Consider the following 16,240-nt stretch of genomic DNA (forward strand, 5'->3'; position numbering starts at 1 on the left):
AAGCCAACTCCCACAGGGGTCTTGGGTGCTGTGGAATATCTAGCCGGCGTCTTTGTCTTTTTCTGCGCCGGGCACCAGGGTCAGGCCCGGGCGCTCCACGTCGCGCGAAACATGCGCCTTCACGTCTTCCACACCGCCGTCATCGTCGTTGTGGATCACCAGCACACCCGGCTTGCGAAACTGCTCCAGGTGGCCGTCGCCGAGCTTGAAACTCTCGCTCAGGCGCTGGTCGCTGAGGGCATTGGCCTCGGCGCGGCGCTGGGCGAACTTGCGCCCGCGACGTTGTTGATAGCGCGCCCAGCTGATCAGGATCAGCGCATTGAACAAGGCGATCCACAGGTAGATTTGCAAGGTGTTGAGCGCGGCAAAAATCGGCGCCTCAATGCGTGGGCCGCCATGGGTTTCCAACATCGCGGTCATCCCGCGCGCCAACAGCCAAACCAGCCCGCCCCACGCCAACAGCGTGAGCAGCACATCGATGATCCACATCAGGGTGTTCTGGCGAGTTCTGACCAGTTTCATGATCACGCCTCCTCTTCACTGGGTTTGATACCGCGGTCCGGGCTGACCCAACGTGCACGCTTCTGATGCTGGTTAAACAGCACCTTGGGAAAGCTGACCAGGGTGGTGAGCAAGCTGACCAGCCAGAACACCATCGGGTACCACACGGTCCAGAACAGCGTTTTCCACAGGTCTTTTTCGTAACGCCGGTCGATCAGGATGCTCACCGCAAACTGCAGCAGGCAGACCATTGCCAGCACCAGGCCGGTAAAGGCCGGTGGCACCAGGGAGTCGACGGCGATCGCCTGTGGCAGTACCACGAACTTGCCCACGCCCCAGAAAATCACCGAGAGCAGGAAGGTGAAGGCCCAACCGGTGGACAGGCAGTATTCGAACAGCAGCGGCCACAGGTAGCGATGGCGCCATTGCCAGATGCCACGGATGTTCTTGAACAGCACCTCGGCGCCGCCCTGGGCCCAGCGCAGGCGTTGTTTCCACAGGCCGCCGACGGTTTCGGGCATCAGGATCCAGCACAGGGCGCGGGGCTCGTAAAAGATCGCCCAGTGGTCGAGTTGCAGCTTCCAACTGACATCGATGTCCTCGGTGATCATGTCGGTGCTCCAGTAGTCGATGCGGTCCAGGGCTTTCTTGCGAAACGCCACCACCACACCCGACACCGTGAAGATCCGGCCGAACACGCGCTGGGTGCGCTTGATCAAGCCGATGATCGAGGAGAACTCGCCCACCTGCACGCGGCCGATCAAGGTCGAGCGCGTGCGGATGCGTGGGTTGCCGGTCACGGCGCCCAGGCGCGGGTTGTCGAGCATCGGCGCGACCATATACGCCGCCGCGTTTTTATCGAGCAAGGCATCGCCGTCGATGCACACCAGGTACTCACTGCGCGCGGCCACGGCGCCCATGCGCAGGGCCACCGCCTTGCCCTGGTTCTGCGCCAGGTGCAGCACCCGCAGGCGTGGGTGTTGCAAGGCCAGGGCGTCGAGCACCGCTGCGGTGTTGTCCTTGGAACCGTCGTTGACGGCGATGACTTCGATATTCGGGTACAGCTGGTTCAGGGCCGCATGAATGGTGTCGGCGGCGTTATCGCCCTCGTTGTAGCAAGGGATGATGATCGAGATCAGCGGATTGCCGGCCAGCGTGGGGGCTGGCGTGTCTTCTTTCCACGGCCAGTGACGCTCCCAGTGCAGCCAGAAATACAGGCCGCCGGCGATCCACAGTGCCGACATGAACAGCGGGTAGAAAAACACGAAGTCCATCAGGAACTGCCCGGTGACCAGGAAAATCAGGCCTAGGGGCACGCCCAACACCAACGCCAACACGAATAAAGCCAGGATTCTGTCGAACATGGTCAAGGGTTCCATTGGTTGGAAAGGGCCGGACGTACTGTCTTCAGGTCCGGTGAGTTTTCCAGGAAGTTATCCGGGTAGTAGCCGAAGCTCCTGACCCCCTGGCGTTTGAGCACCCCCATCCATTCAGCCATCTGCGTGCCGCTGATATCGGGCGCTTCTTTGGTCCGCCAGTCTTTGGCTTGCAGTTCGAACACGGTGCGCTGCAACGCGTCGGGACGCGCCTTGACCGTGGCCACCAGCTTTTCCAGCCAGGCATTGGAGTTCTTCAGCGTCTCGCCTTCCATCAGCGGCATGGCCATCGGCGCGGTCCAGTCGTAGGTCTGGAGGAAGTCATCGAGGTTCTGCGCGAACCAGCTTTCGCTGCCCGGGTTGAGCATCGGCTCAGCGAAGATATTGCGCGCGGTCTGCACCTGCGGCCCGCGAATGGCGCGGACTTTACCGGCCAGTTCCTGGGTGAAGTCGATCAGGTAGCGGCTCTTGAAACGCGTCCAGCGCTGCATCACGGCCGGGTCGGCGCGCAATGCGCCAATGCTGCTCGGCAGGCCGTTGGCGGCATAAGCTTTGAGCGCGGCCGGGCTGGCGTCTTCGAAGTCCGAGAAGAGCGCGTCGTCGTGGAACAGCACGCCATCGATGGCGGTGTTGCGCGCCAGGTCTTCGTAGATCTCGCCGATCTGCTGGCGCACCTTGGGATCAAACGGTGACAGGCGCTTGTACTGGTCGGGGTCGATGCCCACCTGGCCGGTCTGCGGATCCCAGCGGGTAACGCGTGGCAACGCCGGGTCGAGGGCAAAGCTGAGCACCGGCATCCAGGCGAAGATGTTCACGTGGCCACGGGTGCGCAACTGCCAGGTCACGCGGTTGAACAGGTCGCGGCGCACCGGCAGGTGGCGGTTGGGGAAGTACAACGAGTGCACCAGGCCATCGCCCTTGGGGTCGGCGAAGGCTTGCAGGAACACGGTGCTGGCGCCCATGTCGACCACGCGCTGGATCAACTGGTCGAGGTTGCGCGCTTCCTGGGCCGGGTCGGGGTCGTAGACATTATCCAGGTCGACGTGCAGCACACGCATCGAGGTCTTGGCCTGGGTGCCGACAATCGCATTGGCGTAGTGCTCGCCATCCGGGTCGGACGCCACCAGGAAACGCGGGCTGCTCTTGAGGTTGGCGAGGTCGTCGAGGCCATCGTCCAGGGTCAGGGCCATCTGGTAGCCCTGCTCACCCACCACGGCCAACGACGTGCCATCGGCCGCGCCGTAAGGCCACACCCACACGCGCGGAGCCTTGCCGGTGACGGCCCGCAGTTTGTTGGAAATGGCGGTCACGTCGGCGCGCATCCGCGCCTGGAACTGGGCTTCGGTTTCGTATTTGCCGGTGGCAGCATCGTATCGACGAGTCGCGGCGGCCGGCTCCAGGTTGCCCTGCGGGTTGGCCAGAATGCCCATGTGGCTGGCGTCGGTGTGCGCGGCGATTTCCACCAGGTTCGATTTGGAAACTTCGCGCACTTGCTCCCAGGTCAGGAAGTCGGAACGGGCGCGCGGCGTGCCGGCAAAATCCACCGGTTTGTTCAAGGGCGTGTCGATCCAATACCCGACCGGCGCCAGGATGACCGGCCAGTTATAGGCACGCAGAATCGGCATCACACGGGTATAGAAGCTTGAGTAACCATCGTCGAAGCTGAGCATGATGGCTTTGGGCGGCAGCTCACGCCCACCACTGCGCGCCGCCAGGATCTGGTCGACGCTGACCGCCTGGTAACCGTTTTCGCGCAGCCAGGCCAACTGGTCGATCAAACGCTCGGTGCGCACCGCCACCACGGCCTGATCGGGGTCGCGGTCTTCGACGTCGTGGTAGGCGATGCCCAGGAAATGGTTTTTCGGCCACGGCGCTTCGCGTGCCGGTATCGGCCGCTCGGCGGGGGGAGTATAGGGCGCGGGTTGCTGGGCGCAGGCACCTGCCAGCAATACACCCAGGACCAACAAGCAACGGCTGAGGACAGTCATGGTCAGGCTCTTTTAGAAACGGTAAATGAGGTCGACGAGCAGGCGCAGATCGCGTTCGCGAACGCCGTCGTAAGGTCGGCTGATCAGGCTCAGGTTGGCGCCGGCTTCGAGTACGTCGTTCCAGCGAACGCGTTGGCCGTAGCCGATCAAACCAACGCCACCGGTGGAGTAATCCCGCTGGCTATACGTGCCTGCACCGACCTGGAACTGCTGACTCCACTGGGTCTCGTAGCGGTGATAGAGCACATGGTTGACCGTGACGGTGGGCAACACGCTGAAGTCCGATTTGGGGTTGAAATACACCACGTCTTCCTTCGAGTTGCGGCTGGCGCCGACCTCCAGGCCCAAGTCGACTTGCACGTGCGGCGAGCTGTAGATGCCCTCGCGCCCGGTGAGCAACGCTTCGAGCCGGTTGTTGCCGTCGCTGAAACGGGACGGGCTGAGGGACAGTTTCCATTCGCGGCTTTCATTCGCACGCCAGCGGATAAACCCGCTGCCGCCGTTGGCCGTGACATCGGCATTCAAGGCCCGCAGCGGCGTGCTGGTCAGCAGGTAGCCGAGGCTGCCGCCGTACTGCCAGTTGTCGTTGATATCGCGGGCAATCGACACGCTGGCGCCTTGTTTGGCGCCATAGCCGTAGGAGTGGTTGGAGACTTCGGCTTCAAGGGTCATGTCGCGGGTGCGCCGCTCCACGCCGACGCGCTGCCAACGGTGCTGGCCGGTGCCTTCGGTAAAGTCGGCGGTGGCATAGCCAGCTCCGGCGAAGACCCGCCAGTCTTCGTCGATGGGCGGGCTGTAGAGCACGCTTTCGATGCCCCAATCACGGCTACCGGCGACCGCGCCGACGTCGCCGTTATTGCCCCCGCCGTAGCTTTTACCGGTGTAGGCCTCAACGCGCAGTTCAGCCATGTCGTGCACATCGCGCAGACGGCTGAGGCGCTGCACCTGGCGGCTGTCCGGGTTGCGGGCCAGCACGTCATCGGTCAGCGCGTCCATTTGGCGCCATTCCTGAAGGTCCATGGCGGTGTAGGCCTGGGACACTTCCAGGCCGATATCACGCGGGACTTGGGTTTCGGTTTCCTTGAGGGCGCCTTCGGCGCGGCGCGGCCAATCACGGGCGCGGTACATATCCGCCTGGGCCAGGCGCAAGCCGACATTGCCCGGGGCTTTTTGCACCAGTGCCTCAAGGCCGGTCTCACTGCCCGGCAGGTCACCGCCGTAGGTGCCGGCCTGGGCCGCCAGTTGTTGCGCGTCCATCCAACTGTCGTTGGGGTTGCCAATGGGCAAGCCCTTGAGTTCGACGCGCGGTTTCTGGGTGGTGGCCAGGCTATTGGCGACGTCGCGCGCTTCCATCACTTTGTCGCTTTCGAGCAGGGCATAGAACAACGCGGTGCTGTCTTCGACGTGATCGCCAGCGTCGGCATCCGGCGCAGTCAGCGCCTGGCGATACAACGGCTCGGCTTTTTCCGGCTGGCGCTGGTCGAGGTAAGACGCGGCGACCCAGCGCACGGCATAGGTCGGCAATTGCACGCCTTCGCCGTTGAGGGTTTGGTACTCGCGAATCACATCAGCGGTGCGTGCCCGCGCCTTGAGCGCGCCCAAGCGATCGATGCGCCAGCGCACCACGTCGTCATGGGCGCTGGCGTCCGGGGTCCAGCGCGCGAGCAGTTTGTCGTAATCGTTGAGGGCGCGGTCGGCGACCACGTAGCGTTCTTTTTCGGTACGCGTGGCGAACTCGGCCATGCGCACACGCTCGGCGGCGAGGTCGCCTTCCAGACGGCGCTGGGTGACCGCGTCGAGCACGCCCGGATGTTTGGCCGACAGGCGCAGCGCGGGCTCCGGCAAGCGAGCCTTTTGCAGGGCGATGATGTATTCGCGGACCACTTCGGGCTTGTCACCGGCGCGGGTGAAGGCGTGGTCGAACTCGAACAGCGCGTCGTAGTTCAAGCCCGCGCGGGTCAGTGCATAGCCCAGGGCCATGCGGCGGTTGGGGTCATCGGGTTGCGCCGCCACCAACGCGCGCAAGCGTTGCACCGCCTCGGCCGTTTGACCGCCGTCGGCCTGGGTCAGGGCCTGGCCCAGTTGCAGGTCGATATTTTTCGGTTCGCGCAACAGTGCCTGCTGATAGACCGCCAAAGCTTGCGGCCACTGCTTTTGATTGCGATACGTGCGCGCGACCGTGGCCAGGGCTTGGGTGGTGAGGTTACGGTTTTTGCCCTGAGCCTCGTACACCTTGAGCACTTCGGCGTCTTGACCGGCCCAGCCGGCAATCACCAGGTGGTCGCTGATCTGGCCGGGGGTCTGGCGCTCGGCGGGCAGTTGGCGCAATTGGGCAAGGGCGGGCGTGAAATTGCCGTTACGCGCCTGGATGATCAGGGCATCGTAGGCCGGGTCGGCCAACGCGAGGCTGGGCATCAGCAGTTGGCTGCACAAGGCGGCCCCGATGAGCAGTCGCAACCGGCCTGAAGCACTGATGGGTAGGTTTCGCAGCATATCGAGAGCTTCCTTACACAAGGAAAGCTGTAACGATAGGTGGTCCTGAGCGAAACGCATCAGGGTGCCGGCGTCTAGTGACCCGGCCTAGCTTTCCTGTAGGAACTATCCCTCAGTAAAGTAGGCAGAAGGCCAATTGATAACAATTGTTCAGAATTGCAGGGCCTGCCGGAAATATGAATGTGGGAGCGGACTTGCCCGCGACGATGAGGTATCAACCGGCCTTAACGCCGGTCGTTTGACCCCTGTCGCGAGCCCTTCGGCTCCCACATTATTTATTTCTTACTGATGTAAGAAATCTTACTGGGCGCCGCTGACCGCACCCATTTTGGCCATGACAAAACCAATGAACTGCTCAACGGTCATCTTCTGGCCGTTGAACATCACTTCATTGTTGGCGTAGTGCAGTTTGGAGACCACGTCGGTGCCCACCAGGGTCGCCAGTTGCGTACCGACCGCCATGCCGCTGACCATCTCGGCAGCCATCTGCGATTGCTGCTCGATGGCTTTAGGGTCGGTCACACCGCCCACTTCGGCTTGCAGGGCGGCTACATCGCCAATCATTGGCTTGGACAGGGTCAGGTTGGCATCCAGCAGGGCGATGACTTGTTTGCCCAGCTCAACCGGCGGCAGTTCCATCGACGCAGGCTTGGTCAGGTCCAGCACCAGGTTGAATTTGCTTTCGCCGTGGGTGGTTTTCAGCGACAGGTTTTCCACCGCCAGTTGCGGCTTGGCGGCCAGCACCTGGTTGACGTTCGCCTCTGCCAGGGTCTGCTCGGCTTCGCTCAGCTGCAGCTCAGGCACGGGCTGGCCGGCCGCCGCAGCGGCTTGCACCGGTTGCATCTTGTCCTGGTAAAGCTTGGTCAGCACCAGCATCGCCGGAATGTCGACGTTCTTCATGCTCAAGGCCATGGCCGCCGAGCCGACAGGCTTACCCTGGTAACCGATCTCGTCGATTTTGTAGTCGACACGGCCGGCCAGGTTGTTGTCCTTGGTCTCGCTGGTGTCTTTCTGCTCGAAGCCCTTGAGGGTCAGCACCGCTTTCTGCGGGCCGAAGGTGACCTTGGTGTCGGTCAGCTCAACGGTGTTTTGCCCGGTGTAGAAACCGAAGGTGGATTTTGCCAGGTTGCTGGCCACGGTCAGGCCAGACAGCTCGGCTTCAAACGGCGCACCGTTGGCATCGATCGCTGCGACCTTGAGGCTGTTCATGTAGCCGTCGGCCTTGACCTTCTGGCCTTCGGCGGTGCTGTCGAAGTCCAGGTTGGCGCCGGAGAAACTCACCGAGGACTTGTCGTCCTTGAACTCCAGAGGCAGCAACTCGACGTTGCCGTTGACCGAACGGTTGTAGCCGATATTGGCCACGCCTTTAAGCGGCGACACGTCCTTGCTGGCGGCGAACCACTTTTCGGTGGTGGCGTTTTTTTCCAGCGCGTAGTGACTGGTGGCCATGACCGGCAGCCATTTCAGCGACACCAGGCGGGAAAACGGCAGCGGGCCGTGTTCGATATGGTCGACAAACAGCAGCTCAGGGTTGGGGTTTTCTTCGCCGAAGACGCTGCCTTGGCCCTTGAGGCGGTAATGGGCGGTGCTGCTGAACAGGCCACGGTCCAGGGAGACCAGCTCCAGGTTCACGGTGCCGTCGACGCCGGCCATGGAGGTCTGCAGTTCCTTGTTGGCGTTCTGGATCGCGGTTTGCAGCACCGGCTCCAGCTGCTTACCGGTGTACCAGGCGCCGCCTGCACTGACGACGCCGACGGCGACAACAAAACCCAAAAGAACAACTGCTGGCTTATTCATGAAGTGACCTGATCAAATCCTGTGAGAAGTGGGCTGTCTTCCTTGAACCCCGAGGGGGTTGGCTCAAGCCCGCCGAAACGGGGGGAAGATTAGCACTGGCAGCCGCGAACGGCTCAGCTTTTCAGAGGGGTCAGGTCAGCAGATGGTTCACGAGTACTCCAATTCGACCTCATCAAGTTGGTGATCGAAACGCTTCAAACGGGCCGTCCAGGTGTACACCAACACCTCAAACTCGCGGTGTATGACGGCATTGCCGGGGGTGTCGGCCTTGGGGTCACAGAAATCCAATTGGTAACGTTCGCGGGCCATGGCGTTGGCCACATCGGACAATTCCCGTGCGTTATTCAGCCAATGCCTGCCATCAGCGACCTGCTGGTCGAGCAGCACGCATTGTTTTTTCAGGGCTTCGAGGCTTTTTTCCAGAGGGGTGCCGGTGAGTTCGCCCATCACCTCCTGGAAGGTGCGGCCGGGCTGCCAGTAGCTGCCCCAGAAATAGCGATCGAACACGGTTTCAACGCGGCGTAACGCGACCTTGGTGTCCCAGATCGCTACGCGTGTCTTGCCTTGCTCAAGCAACTTCTTCTTCACCCGTTGGTTTTGATATGACGCCCACGCCACCACACCAATGGACAACGTGCCGATCACCAGGCAGGCGCTGTCGAGAAAGACCATGGCCTTGTCGATTTGGTGGGCGAGCATGACGCCGTAAAAATAAGCGGCCGATAGCAACACCAGTGCGAAGAACACGCACCAGAAAGCGGGAGCATAAGGGTTTTTCATTATTGGAATCCCCATGAGCAAACGCGAGCAGTGACAGGTAAGTCGGCCCTCAGGCGAAGAGCATGGCGACTCACCAGTCAAAGCATAGCTTTTAGCTCAGGGTTTGCCGGATTGTGACGCTTGCGTTCGTCCGCTTTCCCAACCACCGCCCAACGCCAGGAACAGATCGATCTGGCTCATGGCAACCTGGGTGTTCGCCGCGGCCAGTTGCGCGCGCACATCCGTGTAGGTGCGGGTGGCTTGCAGGTCGGCCAGGAACGACGCACGGCCGGCCTGGAAGAAGCGGTGCGTCTGCTCCGATGCTTCTCTGGCGGACTCGCCGGCATCGGCCAGCGCATCACGGCGTTGCAACTGTGCGGTGTATTGCGCAAGGCCGGTCTGGGTTTCGCGAATGGCGTTGAGCACCACGCCGTCGAAGTGTGCCAGGGCGCCCTGGGTCGCGGCTTCAGCTTCGTGGATTCGCGCACGCGCACCGTTGGTCGGCACAGACCAACTGATCAGCGGGCCAAAGCCCCATCGGTTAGTGGCCGGCGTGCCCAAGTCATCGAGAAGACCGACGGTGCCTACCGTGGCCCCAATGCTGATGTCCGGGTACAACGCGCCGGTGGCCACGCCGATACGCGCAGTGGCGGCGGCCAGTTGGCGTTCAGCCTGGCGGACGTCCGGGCGGCGTTTGAGCAACGCGGCGCCGTCGCCCACCGGCAGCAGTTGGGCGATGTGCGGCAGCTCGGCGCAGGTGTTGGTGCCCGCTGGCAACTGGTCCACCGGCTTGGCGAGCAGCATCGACAAACGGAACAGGCCCGCCTGGCGCGACGCTTCATAGCGCGGCATGTCGGCACGCAAGGATTTGTATTGGGTCTGCGAGCGGGTCACCTGGGTTTCATCACCGCGCCCGGCGTCGCGCAGGCGCTGGGTCAGCTTAGTACTCTGGCCTTGCAGGTCGAGGGATTGGTTGGCAATCGCCAGCTCTTCGTTGGCGGCGCACACTTGGGTATAGGAACGCACCACGTCCGCCACCAGGGTGATTCGCGCGACATCGGCAGCCGCCTGCGCCGCGTCGGCGCTGGCCTGGGCGCTTTCAATGCCGCGTTGCAAGGTGCCGAACAGATCGAACTGATACGAGGTGCTGATCCCGACGCTGCCGATATTCCCTACCGGGACTTTTTCCGTCAGCAAAAAGGCCTCACCGGATTCCTGCAGGCGCTGGGCTTCGGCCTTGACCCCGGCGTTCCAACCCCCGGCGGATTCAGCCTGTTGCGTCTGGTAGCGGGCGCGTTGCAGGTTGGCCGCAGCCACACGCAGGTCGGTGTTGGAGGCCATGGCCTGGCGCACCAGCTCATCCAGGCGCGGGTCTTTGTAGAGTTTCCACCAGTGCGCCGGCACCGGCGCCGACACGACGTTGCTGCCTTCGCCCGCAATCTGCCCTTGCAGGTCGCCCCGGTTGATCGCCGAGGTTTGCGGCAATTTGTAGTCCGGGCCTACCACCTGGCACGCCGACAGCAGCACACCCAAGCCGGCCGTGGCCAGCAACGCCGCCGGTTTCATGGCTGTTCTCCCTGCTGCGCGCGGTCTTTGGCAGCGCCCCGGTCATCGATGATCGACACCGTGGCCGTGCGCCCGGCGATCATGCGAAAGTCAGCCGGCACATCATCAAAGGCGATTCGCACCGGAATCCGCTGGGCCAGGCGCACCCAACTGAACGCCGGGTTGACGTTGGGCAGCAGGTTAGAGCCGCTGGTGCGGTCACGGTCTTCAATACCGGCGACGATGCTCTGCACATGGCCGTGCAGGCGGGTGTTGTCGCCGATCACGCGGATATCCACCGGCATGCCGACGTGAATGCCGTCCAGCTTGGTCTCTTCGAAATAGCCGTCGATGTGGAAGGAGTTGCTGTCCACCACCGAGAGCACCGGGCGCCCGGCCGTGACGAACTCCTGCGCACGCGGCGCACGGTCGTTGACGTAGCCATCGACGGGGCTGCGGATCACCGAGCGGTCGAGGTTGAGTTGGGCCGCGTCCACAGTCACTTGCGCCTCGGCCAGGGCCGATTGGGCGCGAGCCACGCGGGACTGGCTTTCCTCCAGTTGCTCACTCGGCACCAAATTGCCGAGGCCACGGTTACGTTTGTATTCGCGCTGGGCCTGGGCCAAGGTTTCCTGGCGGTCAGCCACGGCGGCCTGGGCTTGGCGCAGGGCCAGCTTGAAGCGGTCCTGGTCAACGGCAAACAGCACCTGACCCTTGGCTACCAATTGGTTGTCGCGCACGTCCACTTGCTGGATCAACCCGGACACGTCCGGGGCGATCTGCACGATGTCGGCACGGATATGCCCGTCACGGGTCCAGGGCGCAAACATGTAGTACATGACCATGCGCCACACAACGACGACCGCAAACGTCACGATCAACAGCGTGAGAACGACACGGCCGATGGTCAAAAAAGGTTTTTTCATGTCATCAGGTATCGACTGAGTGAGTCCACCGCGCCCAGCAACAACGCGTAGAGCCCCACATTGAACAATGCCCGGTGCCAGACCAGGCGATAGAAGTGAATGCGCGTCAACAGCCCGTGCACCACCAGAAACAACACATAGGTAATGCCCATCAGCACCAGCAGCGTGGGCAGGAATACCCCGCTGATATCCAGATCACCGATCATAAAGGCGCTCCATCAGGTAACGGCGCTTCCCGCTCGGTGCCGTCAATAAATTCCACGCCAGGCAGCAACGACAGGCGCAGACCCGCCAATGCGTGCAACAGATGCAGGCGGGTGTCTTCTTCGTTTTGCAGGCCCTGGCCATTGAGGGCGCGGCGTGTGCGGTCGAGGGTCATCAGCAGACCACCGGGCGCGGGCAAGCGTTCACCCGCCTTGAGGCAGGCCTTGAAGTAACCGCCCACGCCTTCGACCACCTGGTTGAGCAATACCCGTGGCACGCCATAGATGCGTGGCGAATAGGCCAGCAGGTCGAGCAGGTTCAGCGCCACACGCAAATCGCGCAGGGCACTGCCGGTGTCCTGGCCGATGAGGGCCAGGCGCGGCAGGTGCTGCATCAGGCGGTCAAGCATTTGCACAGCCATGTGGCGGTGTTCGGCCAGGGTTGCGGGCTCGGTCAGGCTGACAATGTCGCGCCAGCTGAAACGGGTCAGGCGCTTGGCTGCCAGTTCGGCGCCGAACGGCCGTGCGACCAGCGTCCACACAAAGGCAAACAACAGGCCCACCGGCCCGGCCAGGTTGACGTTGGCGAAGTTCAGGAAGTCCGCGTCGTAGGCGCCCTGGATGCTGATGAACGACGAGGTGTTGACCAGCGTCAGCAGCATGCCGAGGTAGAAACGCGGCTGCACCGTGAGCGTGCCGATGCAGATGAACGGCACCGCAAACGCCAGCACCAGCATCGGGAAATCGTGCAGGTTGGGCAGCACCAGAAACAGGTACAAGCTGGCGAACAGCACCGACATCGCAGTCCAGAAAAAGAACCGGTAGATCTGCGGTGCCGGGTCGTCCATCGAGGCGAAAAAGCTGCACGCCACGGCGGCCAGAATCACTGCGCTGCCGCCATCGGTCCAGCCCAGCAAGATCCACAGCACCGAGGCGACGATGATCGCGGTGACCGTGGAAAACGCGGAATAGAACATCAGCCCACGGTCGAGGAACGGCGTCAGCCGGCCCAGGCGCCAATGGCGGTAGACGGCGCGCCAGGTGTCCTGGCTTTCGCACTGGATGGCGGCTTGCAGGCTGCGGCAGTCTTGCCACAGATCGACCCATTCGCCGAGGCGATAAAGGGCGTTGGAGTACAGCAGCGTGTGGCGGTCGTCCAGTGCTTCGCCGCGGGGTTGGGCGGCGTCGATCTTGTCGCGCAGCACGCGCCAGCGCTCCAGGGGCGCTTGCTCGGTGGTGCTCTCCAGCCAGGCGTTGGCTTCTTGCAGCAACGGCGTGAACCGGTCGAGAAACTCCGGGGCGCGGTGTTCAATGGCGTAGATCGCATCGTCCAGGGCATCGATCACCGGCAGCAGGTGAATCATGCGCCCGCGCAGTTCCTTGGTGTTGCGCACCGTCTGCGGCCGTGCGCCCTCGTGGGGCAACTGGCCGATCATCAATTCCAGGGTGTTGAAGGTGGCGACCATGCCGCCGCGCAAGGTGCTGATTTCTTCGGGCGCAACGTTACGGGTCAGAAAACGCTGGCTGTAGACCTGGGCATCGGCAAACCACTTGGCCACCGAGCCGTCGAACACCGGCATCAGGCGCCGCGGCCAGAACATTGCGCCGACTACGGCGGCCACCGCGATGCCGAGGAAAATCTCTTCGGTACGCGCCTCGGCCACATCCCACACCGCCAGCGGGTTATCCACCACCGGCAAGGCGATCAGCGGCAAGGTGTAGCCGGCCAACATCAACGCGTAGTTGTTCGCGGTGCGCAGGTGCATGGACAGGAACAGCAAAATGCCCGTCCACAACGCAATCACCACCACCAGCACATACGGCGACTGCACAAACATCGGCACAAAAATCACCGCCGCTGCGGCGCCCATAAAGGTGCCGATCGCGCGATACAACGCCTTGGAGCTGGTAGGGCCGACAAACGGGCTGGAGACGATATACACGGTGGCCATCGCCCAATACGGACGCGGCATCTGCATAAGCATGGCGATGTACAGGGCGATCATCGACGCCGCAAACGTACGCACACCATAGAACCAGTCGCGGGCCGGCGGGAAGCCGGTAAAAAATCCGTTCAAGGCGTTGCAACCTCAGCCGCTTCAAACGCGCGCAGTACGCGCAGCGCAGCTTCAAGGTCGCTGTGGGCGATATCTGCCAACACGTCCTTACGCAAACGCACCAGTTGCACTTCCACCGCCTGCACCAGCTCACGGCCGCGCTCGGTAAGGCTCAAGGCCTTGGCGCGGCGGTCGTGCACGTCTTCGGTACGGCACACGTAACCGCCACTGCAGAGTTGGTCGAGCAGGCGTACCAGCGACGGGCTTTCCATCCCGGACGCCTGGGCGACTTTGACCTGGTGCACACCGTCGCCCAAGCGGCCGATCATCAAGAGCGGCACCGCGCAGGCTTCGGAAATACCGTAGCTCACCAGCGTGGTCTGGCAGATTTTGCGCCAGTTACGGGCGCCCACCACCATGCTGCTGCTGAGGTTCATCTGGAGTTGTTCGAGGGTTTGAGGCACTGGATTGTTCGCATACAGTTAGTTTGCTAACTATCAATATGGTGGATGGAACCAGAGCAGTCAAGTTTTGAAACAAATTTGCGGATGGGTGGCCGGAAGTGAAGATATGTAAAGCGGGTTTGAGCGCGAGCGTGGGTTTTTCAGCACCAGGATTGCGAGGTCTGCCACACCGACGAGTCCCCGTGGGAGCGGGCTGGCCCGTGATGACGGCGGTTCAGTCGATGCAGATGTCGACTGTCACTGCGCTATCGCGGGCACGGTTTTTATAGCCCGCGCCCCTTACGCAGCAACACATTCAACTCATCCACCACCTCTGCCCAATCCGCGTCGTCCAGAATTTCCTCGCGTAAAAACGCCTTCTGGCTGTCCGTCCAAAAGAACGCATCCGCCAGATGCAACTCCGGCTTGAGCGGCGAATGCACGGCCACAAACTGCTCAATGCTGACCGGGTCGTCCGGCAGCCCAAGCTGTTTGAACAGTGACGGCAGGTTGTGCACAGGCGATTGCATGGCGAACTCCTGGGAAGACGTTTCCCAACAGTCTAGTCCACGCGCCCGCCAGACTGACGACGAGTGAGGCCCGTCGTCAGTGCTGCCAGGTTATTTGGCGACCGCGCGCGGTGCAGGCGTGCTGATGTTGCCGGCCGCCCATGCCGATTCGCGGCTCGCCAACGCCGTGGCGATGGCTTGCACGCGGTCGGAATCCAACTGCTCGGGCAGCGGGTCGAGACCCGCGCTGGCGAAGATCTGGCCGTAGGCGTTGCGCAGGTCGGCGTAGGCCAGGTCGCGGCGCAGGTCGGCTTGCAGCGTATTGAGTTCGCCCTGGATCAGGTCAAGTTCGCCGAGACCAGCGGCTTCGTGACGGTTGCGCAACTGGGTGAGGATCTGCCCGTCGATGTTGGCCAATTGGTCGTTGGTCCTGAACTGCCGCACGGCGTCCTGGTAGTTGGCGTTGGCCACGTAGATTTGTGCCAGCACGGCGATGGACATCGCCTGGCGGCGCGCGGTGGCGACTTCCTCACCGGCCTTGGCAACGTCGATGGCAGCGGGTGCGGAAATCACATTAAACAGGTTCCAGGTGATCTTGGCGCCGTAGTCGGCCCAACGGTTGTCGGTCAGGAACGAGTTGCTGTCGTAGTGCCCGCCGGCCGAGAACTCCAGGCCCGGCAACAGGCGCAGCATGGCTTTGCGGGTCTCGGCGGCGCTGATGCGGGTCTGGTAGTCCTGCTCGCGTAATTCCGGGCGGTTGGCCAGGGCTTCCTGTTCCAGGCTGGCCAGGTTGACCTTGAGCTCGGGCACGCTGTAGTTGTCCGGCGTGGCCAGCTTGAGGTCGGTGCCCATGGGCAGGTTGATCAGGGTTGCGAGCTCAGTCTTGGCCAGGGACAACGCGCGGCGCTGTTCCTGCAATTGGCGTGTGGCTTCGATCAGCGCGCGCTGGTAACCGAGGGCTTGCACCGGGTCGCCGATGCGCTGCTCGCTCATGCTCTGGCTGTTGGTCTGGGCCTGGTCGACACGCGCCATCAGGCTATCGATCTGGGTCAGTAAACGTTCGGCCGCCACCGCTCGCCAATAGGCCGAGCGCACGTCCTGAACAATGGTGTTGATCACCTTGCGCCGACGTTCCTGGATGATCAGACGCTGGTCGCCTTGCTGCTTGGCGCTGATGTAGCTGACGCCGAAGTCGAGCACGTTCCACACCATGGTCAGGTCGGCCACGCGGCGGTCGCGATCCTGGGAAGTCGACGGTTCCAGGGATTGGGTGCCGGTGCGCACGCTCTGGCTGCTGGAGGCATTGGTGTTGTTGCGCCCGGCGTAACCCGCCGAGAGTGCCATGCGCGGCAGCATGTCAAAACTCGAGAGGTCCGACTGGCGTTTGGCCAGGGCCTCTTCCATCACTTTCAAACGGCCTTCGAGGTTGTATTTGACGGCACGGGCCATGGCCTGGTGCAGCGTCAGCGGGCCGCTCAACGGCTCCTGGTCCTTGTACATGCCTTGCAGATCGCTGCGGGCTCGCTGCTCACTGACACTGCGTTCAATCGGCTCACTGGTGACCGCACAACCGCTGATCGCCAGCGCCAGCAAGCTGGCGCCGAACAACTTATGACGTGTTTTCATCCTTGGACTGCCCCTGT

The 16,240-nt window shown here is 62.6% G+C and carries 13 protein-coding genes; all 13 read right to left on the bottom strand.

Annotated features, from left to right (window positions below):
- Nucleotides 1-39: 39 nt before the first annotated feature.
- The 13 genes from pgaD to JFT85_RS15115 all read right to left on the bottom strand — a co-directional run bounded on the left by pgaD (nt 40) and on the right by JFT85_RS15115 (nt 16,223).
- Nucleotides 40-522, bottom strand: coding sequence for a poly-beta-1,6-N-acetyl-D-glucosamine biosynthesis protein PgaD (pgaD, locus tag JFT85_RS15055; protein WP_201230071.1), 483 nt, complete (start codon nt 520-522; stop codon nt 40-42).
- 2 nt (nt 523-524) lie between these two features.
- On the bottom strand, nt 525-1,865 hold the full coding sequence (gene pgaC, locus JFT85_RS15060; protein ID WP_017136591.1) for a poly-beta-1,6-N-acetyl-D-glucosamine synthase: 1,341 nt from the start codon (nt 1,863-1,865) through the stop codon (nt 525-527).
- A gap of 2 nt (nt 1,866-1,867) precedes the next feature.
- On the bottom strand, nt 1,868-3,865 hold the full coding sequence (gene pgaB / locus JFT85_RS15065; protein WP_201230072.1) for a poly-beta-1,6-N-acetyl-D-glucosamine N-deacetylase PgaB: 1,998 nt from the start codon (nt 3,863-3,865) through the stop codon (nt 1,868-1,870).
- Between the two features lie 12 nt (nt 3,866-3,877).
- The gene (pgaA, locus tag JFT85_RS15070; RefSeq protein WP_201230074.1) at nt 3,878-6,358 is read right to left on the bottom strand and encodes a poly-beta-1,6 N-acetyl-D-glucosamine export porin PgaA; all 2,481 of its coding nucleotides are present in this window, start codon (nt 6,356-6,358) and stop codon (nt 3,878-3,880) included.
- Between the two features lie 300 nt (nt 6,359-6,658).
- A complete protein-coding gene (locus JFT85_RS15075) occupies nt 6,659-8,155 on the bottom strand; it encodes a YdgA family protein (RefSeq protein WP_053253745.1) in 1,497 nt (498 codons plus the stop codon).
- A 147-nt stretch (nt 8,156-8,302) separates the two neighbouring features.
- Nucleotides 8,303-8,935: a hypothetical protein gene (locus tag JFT85_RS15080; RefSeq protein ID WP_053253744.1), complete on the bottom strand. Its 633-nt coding sequence runs from the start codon at nt 8,933-8,935 to the stop codon at nt 8,303-8,305.
- Nucleotides 8,936-9,031: 96 nt separating this feature from the next.
- Nucleotides 9,032-10,480 (bottom strand): efflux transporter outer membrane subunit, encoded by a 1,449-nt coding sequence (locus JFT85_RS15085; RefSeq protein WP_053253743.1) that lies wholly within the window; start codon nt 10,478-10,480, stop codon nt 9,032-9,034.
- On the bottom strand, nt 10,477-11,385 hold the full coding sequence (locus tag JFT85_RS15090; protein WP_053253742.1) for an efflux RND transporter periplasmic adaptor subunit: 909 nt from the start codon (nt 11,383-11,385) through the stop codon (nt 10,477-10,479). The genes JFT85_RS15085 and JFT85_RS15090 overlap by 4 nt, the downstream gene beginning before the upstream one ends.
- Nucleotides 11,382-11,591, bottom strand: a complete 210-nt coding sequence (locus JFT85_RS15095; protein ID WP_016969155.1) for a DUF1656 domain-containing protein — start codon at nt 11,589-11,591, stop codon at nt 11,382-11,384. The genes JFT85_RS15090 and JFT85_RS15095 overlap by 4 nt, the downstream gene beginning before the upstream one ends.
- Nucleotides 11,588-13,666, bottom strand: a complete 2,079-nt coding sequence (locus tag JFT85_RS15100) for an FUSC family protein (RefSeq protein WP_053253741.1) — start codon at nt 13,664-13,666, stop codon at nt 11,588-11,590. The genes JFT85_RS15095 and JFT85_RS15100 overlap by 4 nt, the downstream gene beginning before the upstream one ends.
- Nucleotides 13,663-14,082, bottom strand: coding sequence for a MarR family winged helix-turn-helix transcriptional regulator (locus tag JFT85_RS15105; RefSeq protein WP_053253740.1), 420 nt, complete (start codon nt 14,080-14,082; stop codon nt 13,663-13,665). The genes JFT85_RS15100 and JFT85_RS15105 overlap by 4 nt, the downstream gene beginning before the upstream one ends.
- A gap of 290 nt (nt 14,083-14,372) precedes the next feature.
- A complete protein-coding gene (locus JFT85_RS15110; protein ID WP_069553223.1) occupies nt 14,373-14,618 on the bottom strand; it encodes a DUF2789 domain-containing protein in 246 nt (81 codons plus the stop codon).
- Nucleotides 14,619-14,708: 90 nt separating this feature from the next.
- Nucleotides 14,709-16,223 carry a TolC family protein gene (locus JFT85_RS15115; protein ID WP_069553224.1) on the bottom strand — a complete coding sequence of 505 codons (1,515 nt, stop codon included), beginning with the start codon at nt 16,221-16,223 and terminating at the stop codon, nt 14,709-14,711.
- Nucleotides 16,224-16,240: the final 17 nt, after the last annotated feature.

Origin of the sequence: Pseudomonas sp. TH04 (assembly GCF_016651355.1) — a bacterium.
In the GTDB taxonomy this organism is placed as follows: domain Bacteria; phylum Pseudomonadota; class Gammaproteobacteria; order Pseudomonadales; family Pseudomonadaceae; genus Aquipseudomonas; species Aquipseudomonas fluorescens.